This window comes from Acidocella aquatica, from assembly GCF_030160635.1.
Lineage (GTDB): Bacteria > Pseudomonadota > Alphaproteobacteria > Acetobacterales > Acetobacteraceae > Acidocella > Acidocella aquatica.
Window position 1 is genome coordinate 61,163 of record NZ_BSOS01000090.1, and the last position, 16,350, is coordinate 77,512.

A 16,350-nucleotide genomic window follows, 5' to 3' on the forward strand; every position below is an offset into this window, starting at 1 on the left:
CGGGGCGATGGATAAGTTCTCCCTGGTTCGCCGCCGTTTTGCCGTTGCCGCCTGCGTAATGCTTTCGGCCTGCGCGGCGGCGGGGCCTAGCGGGGCGGCAAGCTACCCGCCGCCAAATGCCGCCTACGGTGCGTATCTGGCGGCCCATTATGCCGCCGCGCGGAACGACCCAGCGGCAGCGGTGAAATATTTTACCCGGGGGCTGGCGGCCGCGCCGGGCAATCCGGCGATGATCGGGGAAGGATTTCTGGCCTCGGTGCAGGCGGGCGCCCCCCAGGCGCTGGCGCTGGCGCCGCAGCTGCCGGGCAATACGCTGGCGGCGCTGCTGCTGGGCAATCAGGCCGCGATGGCTGGCGACTACGCGCAGGCGGCGGCGGTGTATGGCGCTCTGCCCCAGGATGATCTGCTGGGGTTGATAAAGCCGGTTCTGCTGGCGTGGTCCAGGTTTGGCCAGGGCAATACACAGGCGGCGCTGAAGGTGTTGCAGCCGTATTTCAGCGCCGGGGCGTTCGCGCCGGTTTATGTGCTGAACGCGGCGATGATCGCCGATGCGGGGCACGATATCAGCGATGCGGCGCAATATTACAACGCCGTGAGCAATGAGCAGCCAAATCTGCGGTTGGCGCAGATTCTGGCGAGCTGGCAGGCGCGCCAGGGGGCGCAGGCGCTGGCGCAGCAGGAGCTGGATTCACTGGCGCAGGCGCATCCCGATTTGCAGATTGCGCTGCCGGGGTTGCAGGCGCAGATCGCGCAGCCCGTGGTGGCGACGGCATCACAAGGACTGGCGGAAGCGTATCTCACCCTGGCGGGATCATTGAACCAGTCTTCATCGGCATTTCTGCAGCAGGTGTTTCTGCGTTTTGCCCTGCAATTACGGCCGGATTTAACCGCCGCGCGGCTGCTGCTGGCCAATACGCTCTCCGGCGCGGATAATCCGGCGGCGACCCCCTCCCCTGTTATGTTGCAAAACGCCCTGGATGCCCTGGCACCCGTAACGCCACATGATCCTCTGTTCGCCCCGGTGGCCATGCAGGAAGCCAATTTGCTCGCAAGCCTGGGACGCTCCGCCGACGCCGTCACACTGCTCGACAAGTTGATCGCGATAAGCCCGCAGGACCCGGGCCTGCTGGCGACCGCCGGAGACACGTTGCGCGCCGCCAATGAGATGGAGGCGGCAATTCCCTATTACAGCAAGGCGATTGCGGCCATGGGTGACCCGCCGCCGCCGGCCGCGTGGTCATTGTTCTTTGACCGCGGCATTTGCGAAGATACGGTGAAGGACTGGGCGGCGGCGGAACCTGACATGCTGCAGGCGTTGGCGCTGGGGCCGAACCAGCCGTATGTGCTGAACTATATAGGTTACACCTGGGCCATGAAGGGTGAAAAACTGGACGAGGCGCAGGCGATGCTGGAGCGCGCAATGGCGCTTGACCCCAATGACGGCGCGGTGATCGACTCGCTGGGCTATGTGAACATGAAGCGGGGCAATATCCAGACCGCGCTAAGTCTGTTGACGCAGGCGGTGCAGCTCTCGCCCGACGATGCCGAAGTGAATGGGCATCTGGGTGATGCATTCTGGCAGGCGGGCGAGAAACTGCAGGCGGCGTATCAGTGGCAGCGCGCCCTTTCGCTGGGGCCGGATGCGAAGCTGGAAGCCGAGCTGAAGGCGAAGATCCAGCAGAATTTTCCGCCGGTTTCATGATGCTGCGGCGTTTTGCACCGGCGAAGGTGAATTTGTTCCTGCATGTCACCGGTAAACGGGCGGATGGGTATCATTTGCTCGACAGTCTGGCGGTGTTTCCCGCCGTGGGGGATGTGGTGGGCGTGGCACCCGGCGAGGCGCTGACGCTTAGCCTCTCTGGGCGGTTTGGCGGGGTGTTGCGGGCGGAGCCGGATAATCTTTTGTTGCGCGCGGCGCGGGCGTTGCGGCCCGATGGGCATGCGGCGCTTTCGCTCGAGAAAAACCTGCCGGTGGCGTCAGGCATTGGCGGCGGCTCGGCCGATGCCGCGGCGGCGTTGCGGTTGCTGGCGCGCTACTGGGGCATAAAGGCGCCTCTGGAGGAGATTGCCCTTGGGCTGGGGGCGGATGTGCCGGTTTGTCTGGACTCGAAACCGGCGCGGATGGGCGGAATTGGCGAGGTTTTATCCCCGGCGCCGGCGCTGCCCCAATTTGGCATGGTGCTGGTGAATCCGGGGGTGGCGGTGCCCACGCCGGCGGTGTTTCGCGCGCGGCGGGGGGGATTTACGCCACCGGCGGAACTGGCGGACCGCTGGGCGGATGCGGCTGGCATGGCGGCTGATCTGGCGCGGTGCACGAATGATCTGCAGGCGGCGGCAATCGGGATTGAGCCGGTGATCGGCGAGGTGCTGAACGCGCTGGCGGAGCTGCCCGGCGCGCTGCTGGCGCGCATGAGCGGCTCCGGCGCGACATGCTTCGCGTTGTTTGCCACGCCGGCGCAAGCGGCGGCGGCGGCGGGGGGGATAAACCAGCCGGGCTGGTGGTGTTGGGGTGGGGGGCTTTACGACCCTGCCCTTGCCGACATATGAGCAGGGCGCATTGGGACGTCGCCAAGTGGTAAGGCAGCGGATTTTGATTCCGCCATTCGGAGGTTCGAATCCTCCCGTCCCAGCCAGCTAAACTTTTCCGCGAAATATCAGCCGGTTTTGGGCAGTGACCCGAAAGCAGGCGGCGCGGCCATAACTGATGTTAAGCAGTCATGCCGGGGTCATCGCACTCAGTCCAGAGGGCGATTCAGACCCCGGCTTTTGCCGCTGAGCGGGGCAAGCCGGGGTCATCGCACTCTCTAAAAATGAATGAACTAAGAATGAGTGAAATTCGCGGGGCGCTTCTCAACGAAGGCGGCCATGCCTTCCTTCTGGTCGTTGGTGGCGAATTGCGAATGGAACAACCGGCGCTCGAAGAAAATACCTTCGCGCAACGAGGATTCAAAGGCGCGCGAGACGGTCTCCTTGGTCATCATCGCAATCGGCTTGGACATGGAAGCGATGGTGGTGGCGATCTTCAGGGCTTCTTCCACGAGCTCGGTGGCGGGGAAGATGCGTGCCACGAGCCCGGCGCGTTCGGCTTCCTCGGCGCCCATCATGCGGCCGGTGAGGCACATTTCCATCGCCTTCGCCTTGCCGACGGCGCGGGTGAGCCGCTGCGAGCCGCCCATGCCGGGCATCACGCCAAGCTTGATCTCCGGCTGGCCAAACTTCGCGGTATCGGCTGCCAGCAAAATGTCGCACATCATCGCCAGCTCGCAGCCGCCGCCCAGCGCGAAGCCCGCGACCGCCGCGATGAGCGGGGTGCGCAGCGCGGTCAGCCGGTCCCAGGTGGAGAAGAAATCGCTCAGATAGGCTTCCATATAGGTCTTGCTCTGCATCTCCTTGATGTCCGCCCCGGCGGCAAAGGCCTTGGCCGAGCCGGTGATGAGGATGGCGCCGGTCTCGTTCGAGCGGTCAAACGCCTCGGCGGCGGTGACCAGCTCGTTCATCAGCTGGCTGTTCAGCGCGTTCAGCGCCTGCGGGCGGTTGAGGGTGATCTGGCCGACGCGGCCTTTCTGTTCGACGATAATGGTCTCATAACTCATGGTGTGGCTCCTTCCTGAAGCTTGGTTTTTAGAAAAATCTCGGCGCGTTGCAGGTCCTGCGCGGTGGTGATCTTGAAATTGTCTTCCGAGCCCAGGACCATTTCCACCGGCATGCCCAGATGCTCGGCGATCATGCAATCGTCGGTGAACTCAATCCCCAGCCCTTGCACCTGGCGGTGCGCGGCCAAAATGGCGGCGTAGCCGAAGCCCTGCGGGGTTTGCGCGCGGTAGAGATTGGCGCGGTCCACCGTGGCGGTGACGCGGCCGTTTTCCACGCGCTTGAGCGTATCGGCCAGGGGCACGCCGGCGAGCGCGCAAGGGGAGCGCTCCAGCGCCTCCAGCACGGCGGAAATGGTGGTGTGGGTGATAAAGGGCCGCACCGCGTCATGGATCAGCACTTTGGCGGGGTTCAGCCCGGCGACCCCCTCCAGCCCGAGACGCACCGAATCCTGCCGCGCGGCGCCGCCCAACAGCGGCGGGAGGATGCTCAGCCCGGCGGTGGCGGCGGCGTAGAGAGCGCTGTCATCGGGGTGGATGAGCACCTGCACGGCGCCGATGCGCGGATGCGAGGCCAGGGCCTGGATGGTGTGGCGCAGAATCGGCTGCCCGGCCAACGGCAGATATTGCTTGGGCAGCGGCCCGCCCAGACGGTAGCCGCGGCCGGCGGCAACGATGATCGCGATGTTCATACTTGTCCCTGCACCAAAATGAGCGGCCAATTTACCCCCCGATAAGCACGCGGCCCGGAAAGGTTCAACTTCCCGCGGGGTTTGTCCCAACCTCTGGCCCCGCAGGGAGTTATGAATAGTTAACCAAAACCCCGTTTATATTGCGAAGGCGGGTGAACTGTGTAACTGTTTCGATAGAAAAACCGTGGGGATTTTTGAAACCGCAAAAAAATGCCGTCCGTAGCAGATCGTGCCCGGTTGAATTGCGCCGCAATTTAACCGGCTGGTTAGGTTCGCCTTTAACCCGCGGCGTCACGCGCGGATGCCGGGCGCCGGTGCAATGCTGAATACAGCGCAAATTTCGCTTGCCGAGGTGATGCGTGACCGGCGCAGGCAACTCAGCACCCGGCTGGCCGCGGGGCTTACCCAAATGGTCTGTGGCGGTCTGCTGCTTGGCTGGACCTGGAGCATTCCCCTGATGACGGCATATATCAGCCTCCAGGGGGTGGAGGTCTTCTATTTCTCGGCCGTGAAACGCGATATCCCACCCCATGAAGGCCGCGAACATGTCATCGCCCTGACGATCATCGCCCTGAGTTCGGTCTTGTTCGGGGCTGCGACCATGCTGCTTGGCCAAAAACTGGGAAGCTGGGGCGATGTGACCGCTGCTTTTTTGCTCTGCGGCACGATTCTGAACTCCGTTTTGATCACCATTGGCTGCCTGGCGGCGTTTCAAGCCATGGTTTTTCCTTATCTTGTCTATTTCTGCTTGCTGCCGTTCAACACCCTGTCACGGCATGAAGGCCCGTCCCTGCCGGTTCTTCTGAGCCTGCTCGCCTCCGGCCTGTTTCTGGTTACAAGCGTCGGGCAGATCTGGCAGCGATGGAGTCGTAATAAAGCGGCTGAAATTTTGGCCGTGCGGCGCTATGTCGCCGAACGCGACGCCAATGAGGAACGGCTGCTGCTGCTCTCGCAGCAGGACGCGCTGACCGGGCTATTGAACCGCAACGCGCTGCGGGCGCAACTCGCCCGCAATATCCGTAGCGCCGGGGCGCTTCTGCTGATCGACCTGGACGGTTTCAAATATGTCAACGATACGCTGGGCCATTCCGCCGGGGACCGGGTTTTGGGCGAGATTTCCGAGCGGATTCAGCGCGCCGCACAGCCACCGGACACCGCGGCGCGGCTCGGCGGGGATGAATTCGCGTTACTGCTGCCCGGCGTGACCGGCCCGGTCGCGGTCATGGCCAGGGCTGATCTGCTGATTACGGAGATTTCGCAGCCGGTCATGCTGGATGGCCACCCGATCAACATCGGCGCGAGCATCGGCATCGCCATCCACCCGCTGCATGGCAAAGACCCCGAACAACTCTTCGCCAATGCCGATCTGGCACTTTACCAGGCCAAGGCGGAAGGCCGGCATTGCGCGCGCATCTACCACGCGGGCTTACGCGCCCAGGCTCAAGGCAAGGTGCTGCGCGACACAGAGCTGCGCCTGGCGCTGGAACGCGGCGAGTTTGAGATGTTCTACCAGCCGCAGGTTCGCCTGGCCGATGGCGCATTGACGGGGGCGGAAGCGCTGCTGCGCTGGCGCCATCCCGAGCAGGGCCTGCTCACCCCGGAGCATTTCCTGAGCGCGCTGGAGGGCGGGCTGCTCTCGGCCCGCGTCGGCGCCTGGGTGATCGAGACCGCCTGCCGCCAGGCGGCACTCTGGCGGGCGCAGGGAAAGGCTGATTTCCGGATCGGGGTGAATATTTTTGGCGCGCAGTTTCGCTCCGGCAATCTGGTGGAATGGGTGGTGCGCACCTGCGCGGCCGCCGGACTGCCTCCGGAGGCGCTGGAACTCGAAATTACCGAAAACATCATCCTGCGGCATGAGGATGATATCATCGCTCCATTGCAGGAGTTGCGCGAGCTGGGGGTGGGCGTTGCGTTTGATGATTACGGCACGGGCTTCGCCTCGCTCAGCATGCTCACGCGCTTTCCCGTGTCGCGGCTGAAGATCGACCGCAGTTTTACGCACTCCATCTGCGACAACCAGGCGGAAGCCGCCGTGATTCATGCCGTGCTCGCGCTGGCCCGCTCGTTGCACCTGAAGGTAACGGCGGAGGGAATTGAGTCCAAGGCACAGGCCCTCGCCCTGGTGCGGGAAGGCTGCGATGAGGGCCAGGGTTATTATTTTGGCCGCCCCATGAATGCCGCCGCCTTTGCCCGCACGTTCAATCTTGGCGTGGCCGGCGCAACCGCCCGGCAACCATCGCGCTTGTAAATTTACCGTGGACCGCACCCTTTTATAGGGTGGGGGGGTATGTTATCAGGCGGCATGACCCATACCGTCCGCGGCAAACAAAAGCTCCTGGCGCGCGTGCGCCGGATCAAAGGCCAGATTGACGCCATTGAGCGCACGCTGGAGGCGGAGGCGGGCTGCGAGCAGGTGATGCATCTGATCGCGGCCGTGCGCGGGGCCATCGCCGGGCTGATGGCCGAGGTGGTGGAGGAGCATGTGATGACGCATCTGGTGGACCCTGAAAAATACCCCGGCGCGCTGAACACCGAAGGTGCTGAGCAATTGCTCGGCGTGATCAGAACCTATTTGAAATGAGATTGCCATGACCGAGACCAGACCGGCCGCTACCGCCCATGATCATGTGTTTCTGGGCGGCACCCATGCGCAGAACGAGCGCCGCACATGGATCGTGATCTGGCTCTGCGCCGCCATGATGGTGCTGGAGATTGTTGGCGGGTGGTGGTTCGGCTCGATCGCGCTGGTGGCCGATGGGCTGCACATGAGCACCCATGCGGGCGCCTTGTTGCTGGCGGCATTGGCCTACACCTTTGCCCGCAGGCACGCGCATGACCCGCGCTTCTCGTTTGGCACCGGCAAGCTTGGCGACCTCGCGGGGTTCACCTCCGCGATCATCCTCGGCATGATCGCGCTGTTGATCGGCTTTGAGGCGGTGCGCCGGTTTTTTGCGCCGGTGCCAATTCATTTTAATCAGGCGATCCCGATTGCCGTGCTGGGGTTGGTTGTGAACGTGGTCAGCGCCTGGCTGCTGAGCGGCGGGCACGACCATGGGCATAGCCATGGGCATGATCACGCGCATGACCACCCGCATGATGAGGTGCGCCGCCTGGAAACGCAAAATGGCTCGCTGAGCCTGGAGATTTTCGAGGAGGGCGTCCCGCCTTGCTTCCGGCTGTATGCCGGGACGGCCCCCCTGCCCGCCACCGCGCGGATCGAGATTTCCCGCCCCGATGGCCGCGCCGAAACCTTCACCATGCTCTCGCGCGGCGGCTATCTGGAGTCGGCCGAGGAGATTCCCGAGCCGCATGAATTCAGCGCCACCACGTATATCAACGGTGAGAGCCATACGGTTGTGTACGCCGAACACCAGCACGCGCACGAGAAAACCGGGCGTGACAACAATATGCGCGCGGCGCTGGTGCATGTGATGGCTGATGCCGCCGTCTCCGTGCTGGTCATCATCGGCCTGTTCACCGCAAAACTCTTTGGTCTGATGTGGATGGATCCGCTGGCCGGCATCGTCGGCGCCTGTGTTATCGCGAGCTGGGCGGTGGGCCTGGTGCGCGACACCGGGGGCATCCTGCTCGATATGAACCCGGACCAGGATATGGCGCAAACCATGCGCGAGACCATCGAGGAGGGTGGCGACGAGCTGGCTGATCTGCACCTCTGGCGCCTGGGGCCGGGGCATTTGGGCGCCATTGTGTCGGTGACCACCAGCCAGGGCCGCGATGCGGAATATTACCGCACCCGCCTGCAACGTTTCCGCGCGCTCTCGCATATCACGGTGGAAGTGCGGCCGGCGGCTTAGTTTTTGTTCGCCACCAGGGTGAAGTTGACACCGGCGGTGAACGAGACCCAGTCGCCGGTGGCCCAATTACCCTGGCCGACGCCGTAATCAGTGCGCTTGAGCGCGACCTGCCCCTTGGCCACGGCCTGATTGCCGGTGACAACCAGTGAGAACGGCAGGGTCAGCTTCTGGCTGATGCCGCGAATCGTCAGCGTGCCGGTGGTCTGGTAGTTCGCCCCGCCCTCGGGCGTGAAGCCCGTGGCCTCAAACACCGCCTGCGGGAAGGCTGATGCATCGAACCAGTCGGCGCCGGGCATCGCCTCGTCGCGCTGGGTATCGCCGGTTTTGGCGCTCGATGTGGCGATGGTGATTTTTATATGCGCGGCCTGGGGGGTGGCGGGATCAAAACTGATCTGCGCGCTCCATTGCCCGAATGTTCCCTGAAAGGGCGAGCCGGTCTGCACGCCGGAGAAACCCAGCGTGCTTTGCGCGGGTACCATGGTCCAGTTGGCGGCCAGTGCCGGGGAGGAGGCAAGCGCGAGCAGGGTGAGGCCGGAGGCAAGACGTTTCATCGGAGAAATCCTTTAAAGAAAGGGAAGCATCCGGCGCAGAATACCGTCGCGCAGGAGGAAATGGTGGCGCAAGGCGGCGGCGGCATGCAGGCCGAGCAGCGCGATGATCAGAAATGCGAGCCGCGTATGCACGAAGGTGGCGATGGCATCAGCCAGCTTGCCGCCAGCGAACCCGGCGAGACCGGGAAAATCCGGCCAGGGAACCAGGCGGAAGAGCACGGTGGGAATATGATACGGCGAGACGGTAACCTCCGCCCAGCCGGTGAGCGGGAGGGCGAACATCAGCGCATAAAGCCCCCAATGCGTCGCCTCGGCGGCGAAGCGCTCCAGCGCGGGCATGGTGGCCGGCAAGGCGGGCGGACGATTCGCCAGCCGCCACGCGACACGCACAAAAACCGCCAGCAGCACCGTGATGCCGATGGATTTATGCAACTGGTAGAGCTGGAATTTCAGCCCGATGGGGATGGCGAGATGCGTCATGGCGAGGCCCATGACGATCTGCACCAGGATACCCAGCGCGATCACCCAATGCAGGATGATCGCGACCGTGTTGTAGCGTGCCGGGGCCACGGGCTTACTTGACGAAGGCCGCGCTGATGATGAGCGTGACATCATCGCCGATCAGCGGGACATAGGTTTTCTGGTTGAAGTCGCTGCGCTTGATATGGCCGCTGGCGTTGAAGCCCACGGTGTATTGCTTGCTCAGCATGTTCACGCCGGAGGCGTTGAAGGTGACATCCAGGGTTTCGGGCCGGGTGACACCATGGAAGGTCAGCTCGCCCGTCACCTTGGCCGTATCGCGCCCGGTGCGGACAATCTTCTCCGATTTGAACTCGATGACCGGGTATTTCGCCGTGTCGAACCATTCCGGGCTGTTCAGCTCGCCATCCAGCTTGGTGTTGGTGGTGGAGATGGTGTTGGCGGGAATGGTGATGTCAAACGAGCTGGAGGACAGCGCCTTCGGGTCAAGGTTCAGCGTGCCCGAAACATTGGTGAACTGGCCGTACCAGGTGGTGAAGCCCATGTGCGAGACCGCGAACAGCACGCGCGTGTGGGTGGGCTCAACGCTATAGGCCGCCGCGGGAATGGCGGCGGGGTTGGTGTTGAGCGGCGGGATGCTCTGCGCCTGTGCGAAAGCGGGGGCAAGAGCGGGGGCGGCGGCAAGCAGCGTGGCCCCGAGAGTCAGAGTTTTTACGTTGAATTTCATGGCAAAAGTCTTTCCTTGAATTAAGCGGCGAGCGCGGCGATCTGCGCCTGCGCGGCGGCGATGGCGGCGGGTTTCAGATCCGGCACGGCCACGCCCTCGGCGCGGATGACGGTGACATCGGTAAGGCCGATGAAGCCAAGCGTGGCTTTCAGCAGGGTTTCCTGATGGTCGAGGAAGGCGGTCGGCGAACCGGCGCTATGCACGCCACCGCGCGAGGAGGCGATGTATACCTTCTTGCCAGCCGGCAGCAGCCCGACCGGAACACCGGCCTCGGTGTATTTGAAGGACTTGCCCGCCACCAGCATACGGTCAATCCAGCTCTTCAGCTGCGTCGGCAGCGTGAAATTATACATCGGCGCGCCGATGACGATGATATCGGCGGCGAACAACGCGTCCAGATACGCGGCACCGGTGGCGATATCGGCCTGCACAGCGGCATCAGCGGGCGGGTGGCCGAACATGGCGCCGATATGGGCGGGCGAGAGGTGTTGCAACGGCTGCTGCGCCAGGTCGAGATAGGTGACTTCCAGTGCTGGGTGCAGGGATTTTTGCTGCGCAACGATACCGGCGGTGAGGCCGCGCGAAACGGAGTTGCCGCCGAGCACGCTGGAGTCGATATGTAAAAGCTTCATGGTGAAATCTTTCAAAGTGGTTCGATGGCGCCGATATAGGCTTTTCAAACTACTCTTAAAAGACTATAGATTTTAATGGATAGTATCGTATATTCCGATATATAGGACGAACCCCATGCTCGACGGCGTTTCCTTCGACCAGCTGCGCTGCTTTATCACCGCCGCCGAGGAAGGTAGTTTTTCCGCCGCCGCGCGGCGCCTGAACCGGGCACAGTCGGTCATCAGCCAGACCATCGCCGGCCTGGAGGCGCATCTTGGCGTCGCGTTGTTTGAGCGCTCCGGGCGCTACCCGGTACTGACCGAGGCGGGGCGGCTGCTGCTGGCGGATGCAAGGGCGGTGGCGAACACGCTCAACGCCTTGAAGGCCCGCGCCAAGAGCATGTCCTCGGGCGTGGAGCCTGAACTTTCCGTGGCAATTGACGTGATGTTCCCGATGGCGGTGCTGACGCGGGCGGCGGCTTCCTTCGGCGAGCGCTTCCCCGCGACGCCGCTGCGCATCTATGTGGAAGCGCTGGGCGGTGTGGCCAAGGCGGTGCTGGATGGGCAGTGCCAGCTGGGGGTGATCGGCACGCTGCCGTTGAGTGTGCCGGAGCTTGTGAGTGAGCGCCTGCTGGGGGTGAAGATTGTGTTCGTCGCGGCTCCCACCCACCCGCTGGCGCAGATTGCGGGGCCGGTGCCCGAATGCGAGTTGGCCCGGCATGTGCAACTGGTGCTGACCGACCGCACCGAGCTTTCCCACGGGCGGGAGTTCCGCGTGATGTCGCCGCGCAACTGGCGCCTGGCGGATCTGGGCGCCAAACATGCGTTTCTGCTGGCCGGACTCGGCTGGGGCGGGATGCCGCTGGCCATGGTGGCGCGCGACATCGCCGAGGGCGCGCTGAGCGAAATACGGGTGGAGGATGAGCCCGACGGGCGGGAAATTATGCCGATGTCGGCCGCCTACCGCGCCGACACGCCGCCAGGGCCTGCCGGGCGCTGGTTCGTTGAACAGTTGAAACTGTTTGCCGCTGAGGAACCCGCGAATATTCTACTGAAAACAGGTAAACAATTGGGAATGGTGGGTGCTGTAGGGATCGAACCTACGACAAGCTGATTAAGAGTCAGCTGCTCTACCAACTGAGCTAAGCACCCGCCGCGCGCACCCTCTAGCAAACCCCGCCGCGAATGGAAAGCCCTCCCCGGATATTAAGGCCCGCCCAATTTGCCCGGCGGCTTGATAACCTCCGGGAAAATAGGTTTATTCAAAAACTCACGGAATCGTGAGTTTTTTGCTATTTTAGATAGATTTAATTTTTTAAAAATGGTATGAAAGGTTGTAACTCAGTTCTGGAGGGGAATGTGGCGATTCAGATATTACGTGCTGTGACGCAGCATGTGAACTACGTTAAAATGGTCCGCAGTTGCCTGGCAAAAAACTCCGAGGAGCCTCATTGTTGCGACCATAGCAGTTGCCAGTTCGGACAATGGTATGAAAATGACGGAAACGAACTGATCCGTGACATGGATGTGCCCGAGGCAACGGCTTTATGGACCGAAATCGGCCAGCATCACGAAGCTTTTCACGACACCTCGATCGCCGCGGTGAATGCGCGCCGCACAGATGCGATACGTGCCAGACAAATGGAAACGGCGATGTTGCAACGATCTACCCTTTTGGTAAACCGTTTGCTGGCGCTTGATGGAATTGTGAATCAAAAATCCATGGTTGCGTAAGGGCCTCATCGGCCAGGTCTTGCGTAGAGAACACCCGGCCGTAAGATTCCGCAACATACCGTTATAAAACCGCGTGCGCTCAGCGCCTCTCGCGTGTTGCGGAAAAGGTGATTTCGGGGAAATTGTCCTTCATGCGGTTAAGCTCCCAGCTGTTGCGCACCAGGTAGACCGGCGCACCTTCGCGGTCTTCGCTCATGGCGGATTTGTTCTGCTCGATGAAGGTTTTCAGGCGCGCCTGATCCTCGGAGAATATCCAGCGGGCGGTGTCATACGGGGCGGCCTCAAAAGCCACGGGCACGGAATATTCCTGCTCGATGCGGCTGGAGAGCACATCGAGCTGCAACGCGCCGACAACGCCGACAATCCATTCCGCGCCGGTCATCGGGCGGAACACCTGGGTGACGCCCTCCTCCGCCAGATCCTCCAGCGCCTTGCGCATCTGCTTGGCCTTCATCGGGTCTGCCAGGCGCACGCGGCGCAGGATTTCCGGGGCGAAATCCGGGATGCCGGTGAAGCGCAGCTTCTCGCCCTCGGTCAGCGTGTCGCCCACGCGCAGCGTGCCGTGGTTGGGGATGCCGATGATGTCGCCCGGATAGGCTTCCTCGGCCAATGAGCGGTCCTGCGCGAAGAAGAAGATCGGCGCCTGGATGGCCATGGGCTTGAGCGTGCGCGAGTGGATCAGCTTCATGCCGCGCACGAATTTGCCTGAGCAGATGCGGGTGAAGGCGATGCGGTCGCGGTGCTGGGGGTCCATATTGGCCTGCACCTTGAAGACAAAGCCGGTGACGGGGATCTCAGTTGGTTCCACCACGCGCGTATCGGCCGCGCGAGGTTGCGGCGCGGGGGCGTTGGCGACCAAGCCTTCCAGCAGCTCGCGCACCGAATAATCCTTGAGGGCCGAGCCAAAATACACCGGGGTCAGGTGCCCCTCGGAGAAGGCCTGCTGGTCAAACTCCGGGTAGGCGGCGCGGATCAGCTCCACATCCTCCTCCAGCTGCGCCTGCTGGTTGGCCGGAATGTCAAATTTCACGCCCGCGGGGTCCTGGCCGGGTTTCACCGCCGAGACCAGACGGTTTGAGCGCAGATCATAGCAGCCGCGGAACAGCCCGCCGGTGCCGATGGGCCAGACCATCGGCGTGATGTCCAGCGCCAGGGTGTTGGCGATCTCATCCAGCAGCTCGAACGGATTCTGGCCCTCGCGGTCCACCTTGTTGATGAAGGTGGTGATCGGGATGTTGCGTAGGCGGCAGACCTCGAAGAGCTTTTTCGTTTGCAGCTCGATGCCCTTGGCCGCGTCGATCACCATCACCGCCGAATCCACGGCTGTGAGGGTGCGGTAGGTGTCCTCGGAGAAATCCTCGTGGCCTGGCGTGTCGAGCAGGTTGAACACGGCGCCGCCGAACTCGAAGGTCATCACCGAGGAGGTAACCGAAATGCCGCGCTGGCGCTCGATCTTCATCCAGTCCGAGCGGGTCTGCCGGCGGTCCTGGCGGGCCTTGACCATGCCGGCCTCGCGGATGGCGCCGCCGAAGAGCAGCAGCTTCTCCGTCAGCGTGGTTTTACCGGCGTCCGGATGGGAGATGATGGCGAAAGTGCGCCGGGGCGGGATCTTCGCGCCGGTTTCGGAAATGGGTAGGGCCTGGTCCATCGGCACGCCCTACCAAAATTCTCCGCCCCGCGCCACCGGCCCGGAGTCTCAGGCTACGGTGTTGCTGTGCCAGACTTTTGGCGCCACCGCGAAAAACTGGCCGACATTGCCGCGCCAGATCTGAAATTCGGCGGCGCCGCGGAATTTTTCCATATGGTCGGCCACGGTTGCCCACTTAACCTGCAACACAAAATGCTGCGGGCTCTCGATGCTCTGGTGCAGCTCCAGGCCATGGCAACCGGGCGAACGGAGAAAGGCTTCGCGGCTCGCCGCCACCCCGGCGATGAACTGCGCTTCGGTTCCGGGGATGACCTCGATTTCGGCGAACTCTGTAACCATGAACTTAACCTCCGATCGTCTTATAACTTTGCTCGCCCAGCCCTTGCACGCCGATTTTCATCTGCTGACCGGGGCGCAGGAAGATGGGCTCTGGTTTTTTGCCCAGCCCCACGCCGGCGGGGGTGCCCGTCGCGATGATGTCGCCGGGGTGCAGGGTGATGAACTGGCTGACATAGCTGACCAGAAACCGCACGCCAAAGATCATGTTGCTGGTGCTGCCATCCTGCATGCGCACGCCATCCACCTCGGCCCAGAGCTTCAGGTTTTGCGGATCGGGCACTTCATCCTTGGTGACGAGATAAGGGCCGACGGGGCCAAAACTGTCGCAGCCTTTGCCTTTGTCCCAGGTGCCGCCGCGCTCGGTCTGGTAGGCGCGCTCGGAGACATCGTTCACGGTGCAATAGCCCGCGACGTGGTCCATCGCGTCCGCCTCGGCCACATGCGCGGCCTTGGTGCCGATGACAACGCCAAGCTCCACCTCCCAGTCGGTCTTCTGTGAACCAGGCGGGATGACGATGTCATCATAGGGTCCTGAAAAAGCGGAGAGGGATTTGAGGAAGAGAATCGGCTCCTTGGGGATTTTGGCCCCGGTTTCGGCCGCATGGTCGGCGTAATTGAGGCCGATGCAGACAAAATTCAGCGGCCGGGGAATCGCCGGGCCGATGCGGCGGCCGGTTTTGAGAATCGAGAGCTTCGCCGGGTCCAATGCCTCCAGCTGCGCCAGCCATTCCGGGCTGAGCGGATCGCCGGTCACGCCGACGAGCGCATCGTCCAGCGTGCGGACATGCCCCCCCGCATCGAGAATGCCCCATTTTTCCTGGTGTGGATCGCCGTAACGGAGAAGCTTCATCCTGATATTCCTTACAATCACAGGTTTAGCGCAAAACTCAAAGCTGGGTGGCGTTGATAAGCAATGTAAAACAGGCAAATTGATTCTAACTATAGCCTCTTAATGAGAGAGAGTTAAATACGATGCCGTTATTTGCCCTCCATGCGCTCGACCGGCCCGGCGCGCTCGCGCTCCGGTTGGAACATTATGCCGCGCATCGCGCCTTTGTGGAAACAGACGCAGACTATGGCATTACCATCGCATTATCCGGCCCCCTGCAAAGCGATGACGGCGAGACGATGATCGGATCGCTCTTTCTCATTGAGGCCGCGGACCGCGCGGCGGTTGAGGCTTTTGTTGCCGCTGACCCGTTCACGCTGGCGGGTGTGTGGGGCGAGGTGATCATCACGCGGTTCCACCGCCGCAAGGGTTAGCCGCTACACTATATTGCAGTGCAACATAATTCATGGGTCAAATTAATTTCGCGCATAAAAAAGGCCGGTCTGTTGCGACCGGCCTGTACCTTTTCGGTACGAATTGCGTAGCTCCCTAAACTTGGCGGCTGACACTTCCGGGTTTTTTGCCCTTCGCGTCACGAGCAGGTATGTGGCGGAAAAAAGGCAACCATGCAAGCCCTTTCATGCGGCTTCTTGCCTGGAGAAGGGGTGGCTATGAAGTTTTTTTCATATTTTATGAACCAATCGCCGCTTTAAGGGCCAAAACAGCGGCGCGAATCTCGGCCGCCGCCTGGGTGGAGGGGCCTGCCTCGGTCACGCCCAACCCATCGGCGAAGGCATTTGCGTAGCCAGCCCGATTCGCCAGTGCACTATCCAGCAGGATCAATCCCCGCGCCGCGATCTCCGCCTCCAGCCGCTTGCGCAGCCGCGAGGCCGCGGGAGCCCGGTTGAATATCAGCGCGGTTTTGCGTTTCTCCTCAGCCGCCAGTTTCAACGTGCCCTCAGCCGCCCAAAGATCTGGCGGGGCCGGATTTAGCGGTATCAGCACCAGATCGGCCCCACGGATGGCGCGCCGCGCGTCCGAGTCGATGACCGGCGGCGTGTCGATGAGCACGAAATCATGCGAGGCTTTTAGTTTTTCCACCTCATTTGCCAGGCGCCAGCCCGAAATCGTGGCCAGCGTGAGGGCCTGCGCCGCCTTGGGCGCGTTGGCGCGCAGCTTGCCCCAGATGGTCAGACTGCCCTGCGGGTCAATATCCAACACGGCCACGCTTGCGGTTTCCGCCAGGGCCACGGCCAGTTGTGCTGCCAGCATGGTCTTGCCCGCACCCCCTTTTTGCTGTGCAACCGCAATTACTTTGCCCATATATAAGTCTC

General features: G+C 62.5%; 19 protein-coding genes, 2 tRNA genes and 1 pseudogene. 10 read left to right on the plus strand and 12 right to left on the minus strand.

The features are described from left to right. Window positions 1-7 precede the first annotated feature (7 nt). The 3 genes from QQJ84_RS16075 (at window position 8) to QQJ84_RS16085 (ending at window position 2,633) form a co-directional block, all read left to right on the plus strand. Window positions 8-1,702 carry a tetratricopeptide repeat protein gene (locus QQJ84_RS16075; RefSeq protein ID WP_284259327.1) on the plus strand — a complete coding sequence of 565 codons (1,695 nt, stop codon included), beginning with the start codon at window positions 8-10 and terminating at the stop codon, window positions 1,700-1,702. Continuing rightward, on the plus strand, window positions 1,699-2,547 hold the full coding sequence (locus QQJ84_RS16080) for a 4-(cytidine 5'-diphospho)-2-C-methyl-D-erythritol kinase (RefSeq protein ID WP_284259328.1): 849 nt from the start codon (window positions 1,699-1,701) through the stop codon (window positions 2,545-2,547). Before QQJ84_RS16075 ends, QQJ84_RS16080 begins: the two co-directional genes overlap by 4 nt. 11 nt (window positions 2,548-2,558) lie before the next feature. Continuing rightward, window positions 2,559-2,633, plus strand: a tRNA-Gln gene (locus QQJ84_RS16085). A 186-nt stretch (window positions 2,634-2,819) separates the two neighbouring features. Here QQJ84_RS16085 and QQJ84_RS16090 read toward each other — a convergent pair. Together QQJ84_RS16090 and ispD are read right to left on the minus strand one after the other, a co-directional pair. Continuing rightward, window positions 2,820-3,593, minus strand: a complete 774-nt coding sequence (locus QQJ84_RS16090; RefSeq protein ID WP_284259329.1) for an enoyl-CoA hydratase — start codon at window positions 3,591-3,593, stop codon at window positions 2,820-2,822. Beyond that, on the minus strand, window positions 3,590-4,282 hold the full coding sequence (gene ispD, locus QQJ84_RS16095; protein WP_284259330.1) for a 2-C-methyl-D-erythritol 4-phosphate cytidylyltransferase: 693 nt from the start codon (window positions 4,280-4,282) through the stop codon (window positions 3,590-3,592). The genes QQJ84_RS16090 and ispD overlap by 4 nt, the downstream gene beginning before the upstream one ends. 319 nt (window positions 4,283-4,601) lie before the next feature. Here ispD and QQJ84_RS16100 point away from each other — a divergent pair, with 319 nt between their 5' ends. Genes QQJ84_RS16100 through dmeF form a run of 3 tightly spaced genes read left to right on the plus strand, consistent with a single transcriptional unit; the run spans window position 4,602 to window position 8,097 of the window. Then, entirely contained in the window at window positions 4,602-6,530 is a 1,929-nt protein-coding gene (locus QQJ84_RS16100) for a putative bifunctional diguanylate cyclase/phosphodiesterase (RefSeq protein WP_284259331.1), read from the plus strand. Window positions 6,531-6,584: 54 nt separating this feature from the next. Further along, complete coding sequence (locus QQJ84_RS16105; protein WP_284259332.1) at window positions 6,585-6,863, plus strand: metal/formaldehyde-sensitive transcriptional repressor; 279 nt, start codon at window positions 6,585-6,587, stop codon at window positions 6,861-6,863. A 7-nt stretch (window positions 6,864-6,870) separates the two neighbouring features. Then, window positions 6,871-8,097 carry a CDF family Co(II)/Ni(II) efflux transporter DmeF gene (dmeF, locus tag QQJ84_RS16110; protein WP_284259333.1) on the plus strand — a complete coding sequence of 409 codons (1,227 nt, stop codon included), beginning with the start codon at window positions 6,871-6,873 and terminating at the stop codon, window positions 8,095-8,097. On the opposite strand, the gene QQJ84_RS16115 is transcribed toward dmeF, so the two are convergent. Genes QQJ84_RS16115 through QQJ84_RS16130 form a run of 4 tightly spaced genes read right to left on the minus strand, consistent with a single transcriptional unit; the run spans window position 8,094 to window position 10,487 of the window. Beyond that, window positions 8,094-8,648, minus strand: a complete 555-nt coding sequence (locus QQJ84_RS16115; RefSeq protein WP_284259334.1) for a YceI family protein — start codon at window positions 8,646-8,648, stop codon at window positions 8,094-8,096. The genes dmeF and QQJ84_RS16115 overlap by 4 nt on opposite strands. A 12-nt stretch (window positions 8,649-8,660) precedes the next feature. Continuing rightward, window positions 8,661-9,218 carry a cytochrome b gene (locus QQJ84_RS16120; RefSeq protein ID WP_284259335.1) on the minus strand — a complete coding sequence of 186 codons (558 nt, stop codon included), beginning with the start codon at window positions 9,216-9,218 and terminating at the stop codon, window positions 8,661-8,663. A gap of 4 nt (window positions 9,219-9,222) precedes the next feature. Continuing rightward, window positions 9,223-9,855, minus strand: a complete 633-nt coding sequence (locus QQJ84_RS16125) for a YceI family protein (protein ID WP_284259336.1) — start codon at window positions 9,853-9,855, stop codon at window positions 9,223-9,225. Between the two features lie 20 nt (window positions 9,856-9,875). Continuing rightward, window positions 9,876-10,487, minus strand: a complete 612-nt coding sequence (locus QQJ84_RS16130) for an FMN-dependent NADH-azoreductase (protein ID WP_284259337.1) — start codon at window positions 10,485-10,487, stop codon at window positions 9,876-9,878. Window positions 10,488-10,602: 115 nt separating this feature from the next. Between QQJ84_RS16130 and QQJ84_RS16135 the strand changes: the two are divergent. Next, window positions 10,603-10,740 (plus strand): annotated as a pseudogene (locus QQJ84_RS16135) (helix-turn-helix domain-containing protein); the annotation flags it as partial. A gap of 32 nt (window positions 10,741-10,772) precedes the next feature. Here QQJ84_RS16135 and QQJ84_RS16140 read toward each other — a convergent pair. Continuing rightward, the gene (locus QQJ84_RS16140) at window positions 10,773-10,985 is read right to left on the minus strand and encodes a hypothetical protein (protein WP_284259338.1); all 213 of its coding nucleotides are present in this window, start codon (window positions 10,983-10,985) and stop codon (window positions 10,773-10,775) included. Here QQJ84_RS16140 and QQJ84_RS16145 point away from each other — a divergent pair. Continuing rightward, window positions 10,921-11,580: a substrate-binding domain-containing protein gene (locus QQJ84_RS16145; protein ID WP_284259470.1), complete on the plus strand. Its 660-nt coding sequence runs from the start codon at window positions 10,921-10,923 to the stop codon at window positions 11,578-11,580. The genes QQJ84_RS16140 and QQJ84_RS16145 overlap by 65 nt on opposite strands. On the opposite strand, the gene QQJ84_RS16150 is transcribed toward QQJ84_RS16145, so the two are convergent. Further along, window positions 11,543-11,618 (minus strand) — tRNA-Lys (locus QQJ84_RS16150). The genes QQJ84_RS16145 and QQJ84_RS16150 overlap by 38 nt on opposite strands. Window positions 11,619-11,825: 207 nt before the next feature. On the opposite strand from QQJ84_RS16150, the gene QQJ84_RS16155 reads away from it, so the two are divergent. Beyond that, complete coding sequence (locus tag QQJ84_RS16155) at window positions 11,826-12,200, plus strand: CZB domain-containing protein (protein WP_284259339.1); 375 nt, start codon at window positions 11,826-11,828, stop codon at window positions 12,198-12,200. A gap of 79 nt (window positions 12,201-12,279) precedes the next feature. On the opposite strand, the gene QQJ84_RS16160 is transcribed toward QQJ84_RS16155, so the two are convergent. From QQJ84_RS16160 to QQJ84_RS16170, 3 genes are read right to left on the minus strand one after another with little or no spacing between them, the layout of a single operon-like run. Further along, complete coding sequence (locus QQJ84_RS16160) at window positions 12,280-13,848, minus strand: peptide chain release factor 3 (RefSeq protein WP_284259340.1); 1,569 nt, start codon at window positions 13,846-13,848, stop codon at window positions 12,280-12,282. 48 nt (window positions 13,849-13,896) lie between these two features. Continuing rightward, a complete protein-coding gene (locus tag QQJ84_RS16165) occupies window positions 13,897-14,187 on the minus strand; it encodes an antibiotic biosynthesis monooxygenase family protein (RefSeq protein ID WP_284259341.1) in 291 nt (96 codons plus the stop codon). Window positions 14,188-14,191: 4 nt separating this feature from the next. Then, on the minus strand, window positions 14,192-15,037 hold the full coding sequence (locus QQJ84_RS16170; RefSeq protein WP_284259342.1) for a fumarylacetoacetate hydrolase family protein: 846 nt from the start codon (window positions 15,035-15,037) through the stop codon (window positions 14,192-14,194). 122 nt (window positions 15,038-15,159) lie between these two features. Between QQJ84_RS16170 and QQJ84_RS16175 the strand changes: the two genes are divergently transcribed. Further along, the gene (locus QQJ84_RS16175; RefSeq protein ID WP_284259343.1) at window positions 15,160-15,450 is read left to right on the plus strand and encodes a YciI family protein; all 291 of its coding nucleotides are present in this window, start codon (window positions 15,160-15,162) and stop codon (window positions 15,448-15,450) included. A gap of 256 nt (window positions 15,451-15,706) precedes the next feature. On the opposite strand, the gene parA is transcribed toward QQJ84_RS16175, so the two are convergent. Beyond that, complete coding sequence (parA, locus tag QQJ84_RS16180) at window positions 15,707-16,339, minus strand: ParA family partition ATPase (RefSeq protein WP_284259344.1); 633 nt, start codon at window positions 16,337-16,339, stop codon at window positions 15,707-15,709. Window positions 16,340-16,350 lie beyond the last annotated feature (11 nt).

What these genes read in the sequence shown, in the direction of transcription:
- QQJ84_RS16140 (WP_284259338.1), bottom strand. Translation starts at nt 10,985, where the DNA reads ATGCGCAGCGGCGTCGCGGGGAAGCGCTCGCCGAAGGAAGCCGCCGCC.
- QQJ84_RS16145 (WP_284259470.1), top strand. Translation starts at nt 10,921, where the DNA reads ATGGCGGTGCTGACGCGGGCGGCGGCTTCCTTCGGCGAGCGCTTCCCC.
- QQJ84_RS16175 (WP_284259343.1), top strand. Translation starts at nt 15,160, where the DNA reads ATGCCGTTATTTGCCCTCCATGCGCTCGACCGGCCCGGCGCGCTCGCG.
- QQJ84_RS16090 (WP_284259329.1), bottom strand. Translation starts at nt 3,593, where the DNA reads ATGAGTTATGAGACCATTATCGTCGAACAGAAAGGCCGCGTCGGCCAG.
- QQJ84_RS16105 (WP_284259332.1), top strand. Translation starts at nt 6,585, where the DNA reads ATGACCCATACCGTCCGCGGCAAACAAAAGCTCCTGGCGCGCGTGCGC.
- QQJ84_RS16165 (WP_284259341.1), bottom strand. Translation starts at nt 14,187, where the DNA reads ATGGTTACAGAGTTCGCCGAAATCGAGGTCATCCCCGGAACCGAAGCG.
- QQJ84_RS16080 (WP_284259328.1), top strand. Translation starts at nt 1,699, where the DNA reads ATGATGCTGCGGCGTTTTGCACCGGCGAAGGTGAATTTGTTCCTGCAT.
- QQJ84_RS16115 (WP_284259334.1), bottom strand. Translation starts at nt 8,648, where the DNA reads ATGAAACGTCTTGCCTCCGGCCTCACCCTGCTCGCGCTTGCCTCCTCC.
- QQJ84_RS16100 (WP_284259331.1), top strand. Translation starts at nt 4,602, where the DNA reads ATGCTGAATACAGCGCAAATTTCGCTTGCCGAGGTGATGCGTGACCGG.
- QQJ84_RS16125 (WP_284259336.1), bottom strand. Translation starts at nt 9,855, where the DNA reads ATGAAATTCAACGTAAAAACTCTGACTCTCGGGGCCACGCTGCTTGCC.
- ispD (WP_284259330.1), bottom strand. Translation starts at nt 4,282, where the DNA reads ATGAACATCGCGATCATCGTTGCCGCCGGCCGCGGCTACCGTCTGGGC.
- parA (WP_284259344.1), bottom strand. Translation starts at nt 16,339, where the DNA reads ATGGGCAAAGTAATTGCGGTTGCACAGCAAAAAGGGGGTGCGGGCAAG.
- QQJ84_RS16160 (WP_284259340.1), bottom strand. Translation starts at nt 13,848, where the DNA reads ATGGACCAGGCCCTACCCATTTCCGAAACCGGCGCGAAGATCCCGCCC.
- dmeF (WP_284259333.1), top strand. Translation starts at nt 6,871, where the DNA reads ATGACCGAGACCAGACCGGCCGCTACCGCCCATGATCATGTGTTTCTG.
- QQJ84_RS16170 (WP_284259342.1), bottom strand. Translation starts at nt 15,037, where the DNA reads ATGAAGCTTCTCCGTTACGGCGATCCACACCAGGAAAAATGGGGCATT.
- QQJ84_RS16130 (WP_284259337.1), bottom strand. Translation starts at nt 10,487, where the DNA reads ATGAAGCTTTTACATATCGACTCCAGCGTGCTCGGCGGCAACTCCGTT.
- QQJ84_RS16075 (WP_284259327.1), top strand. Translation starts at nt 8, where the DNA reads ATGGATAAGTTCTCCCTGGTTCGCCGCCGTTTTGCCGTTGCCGCCTGC.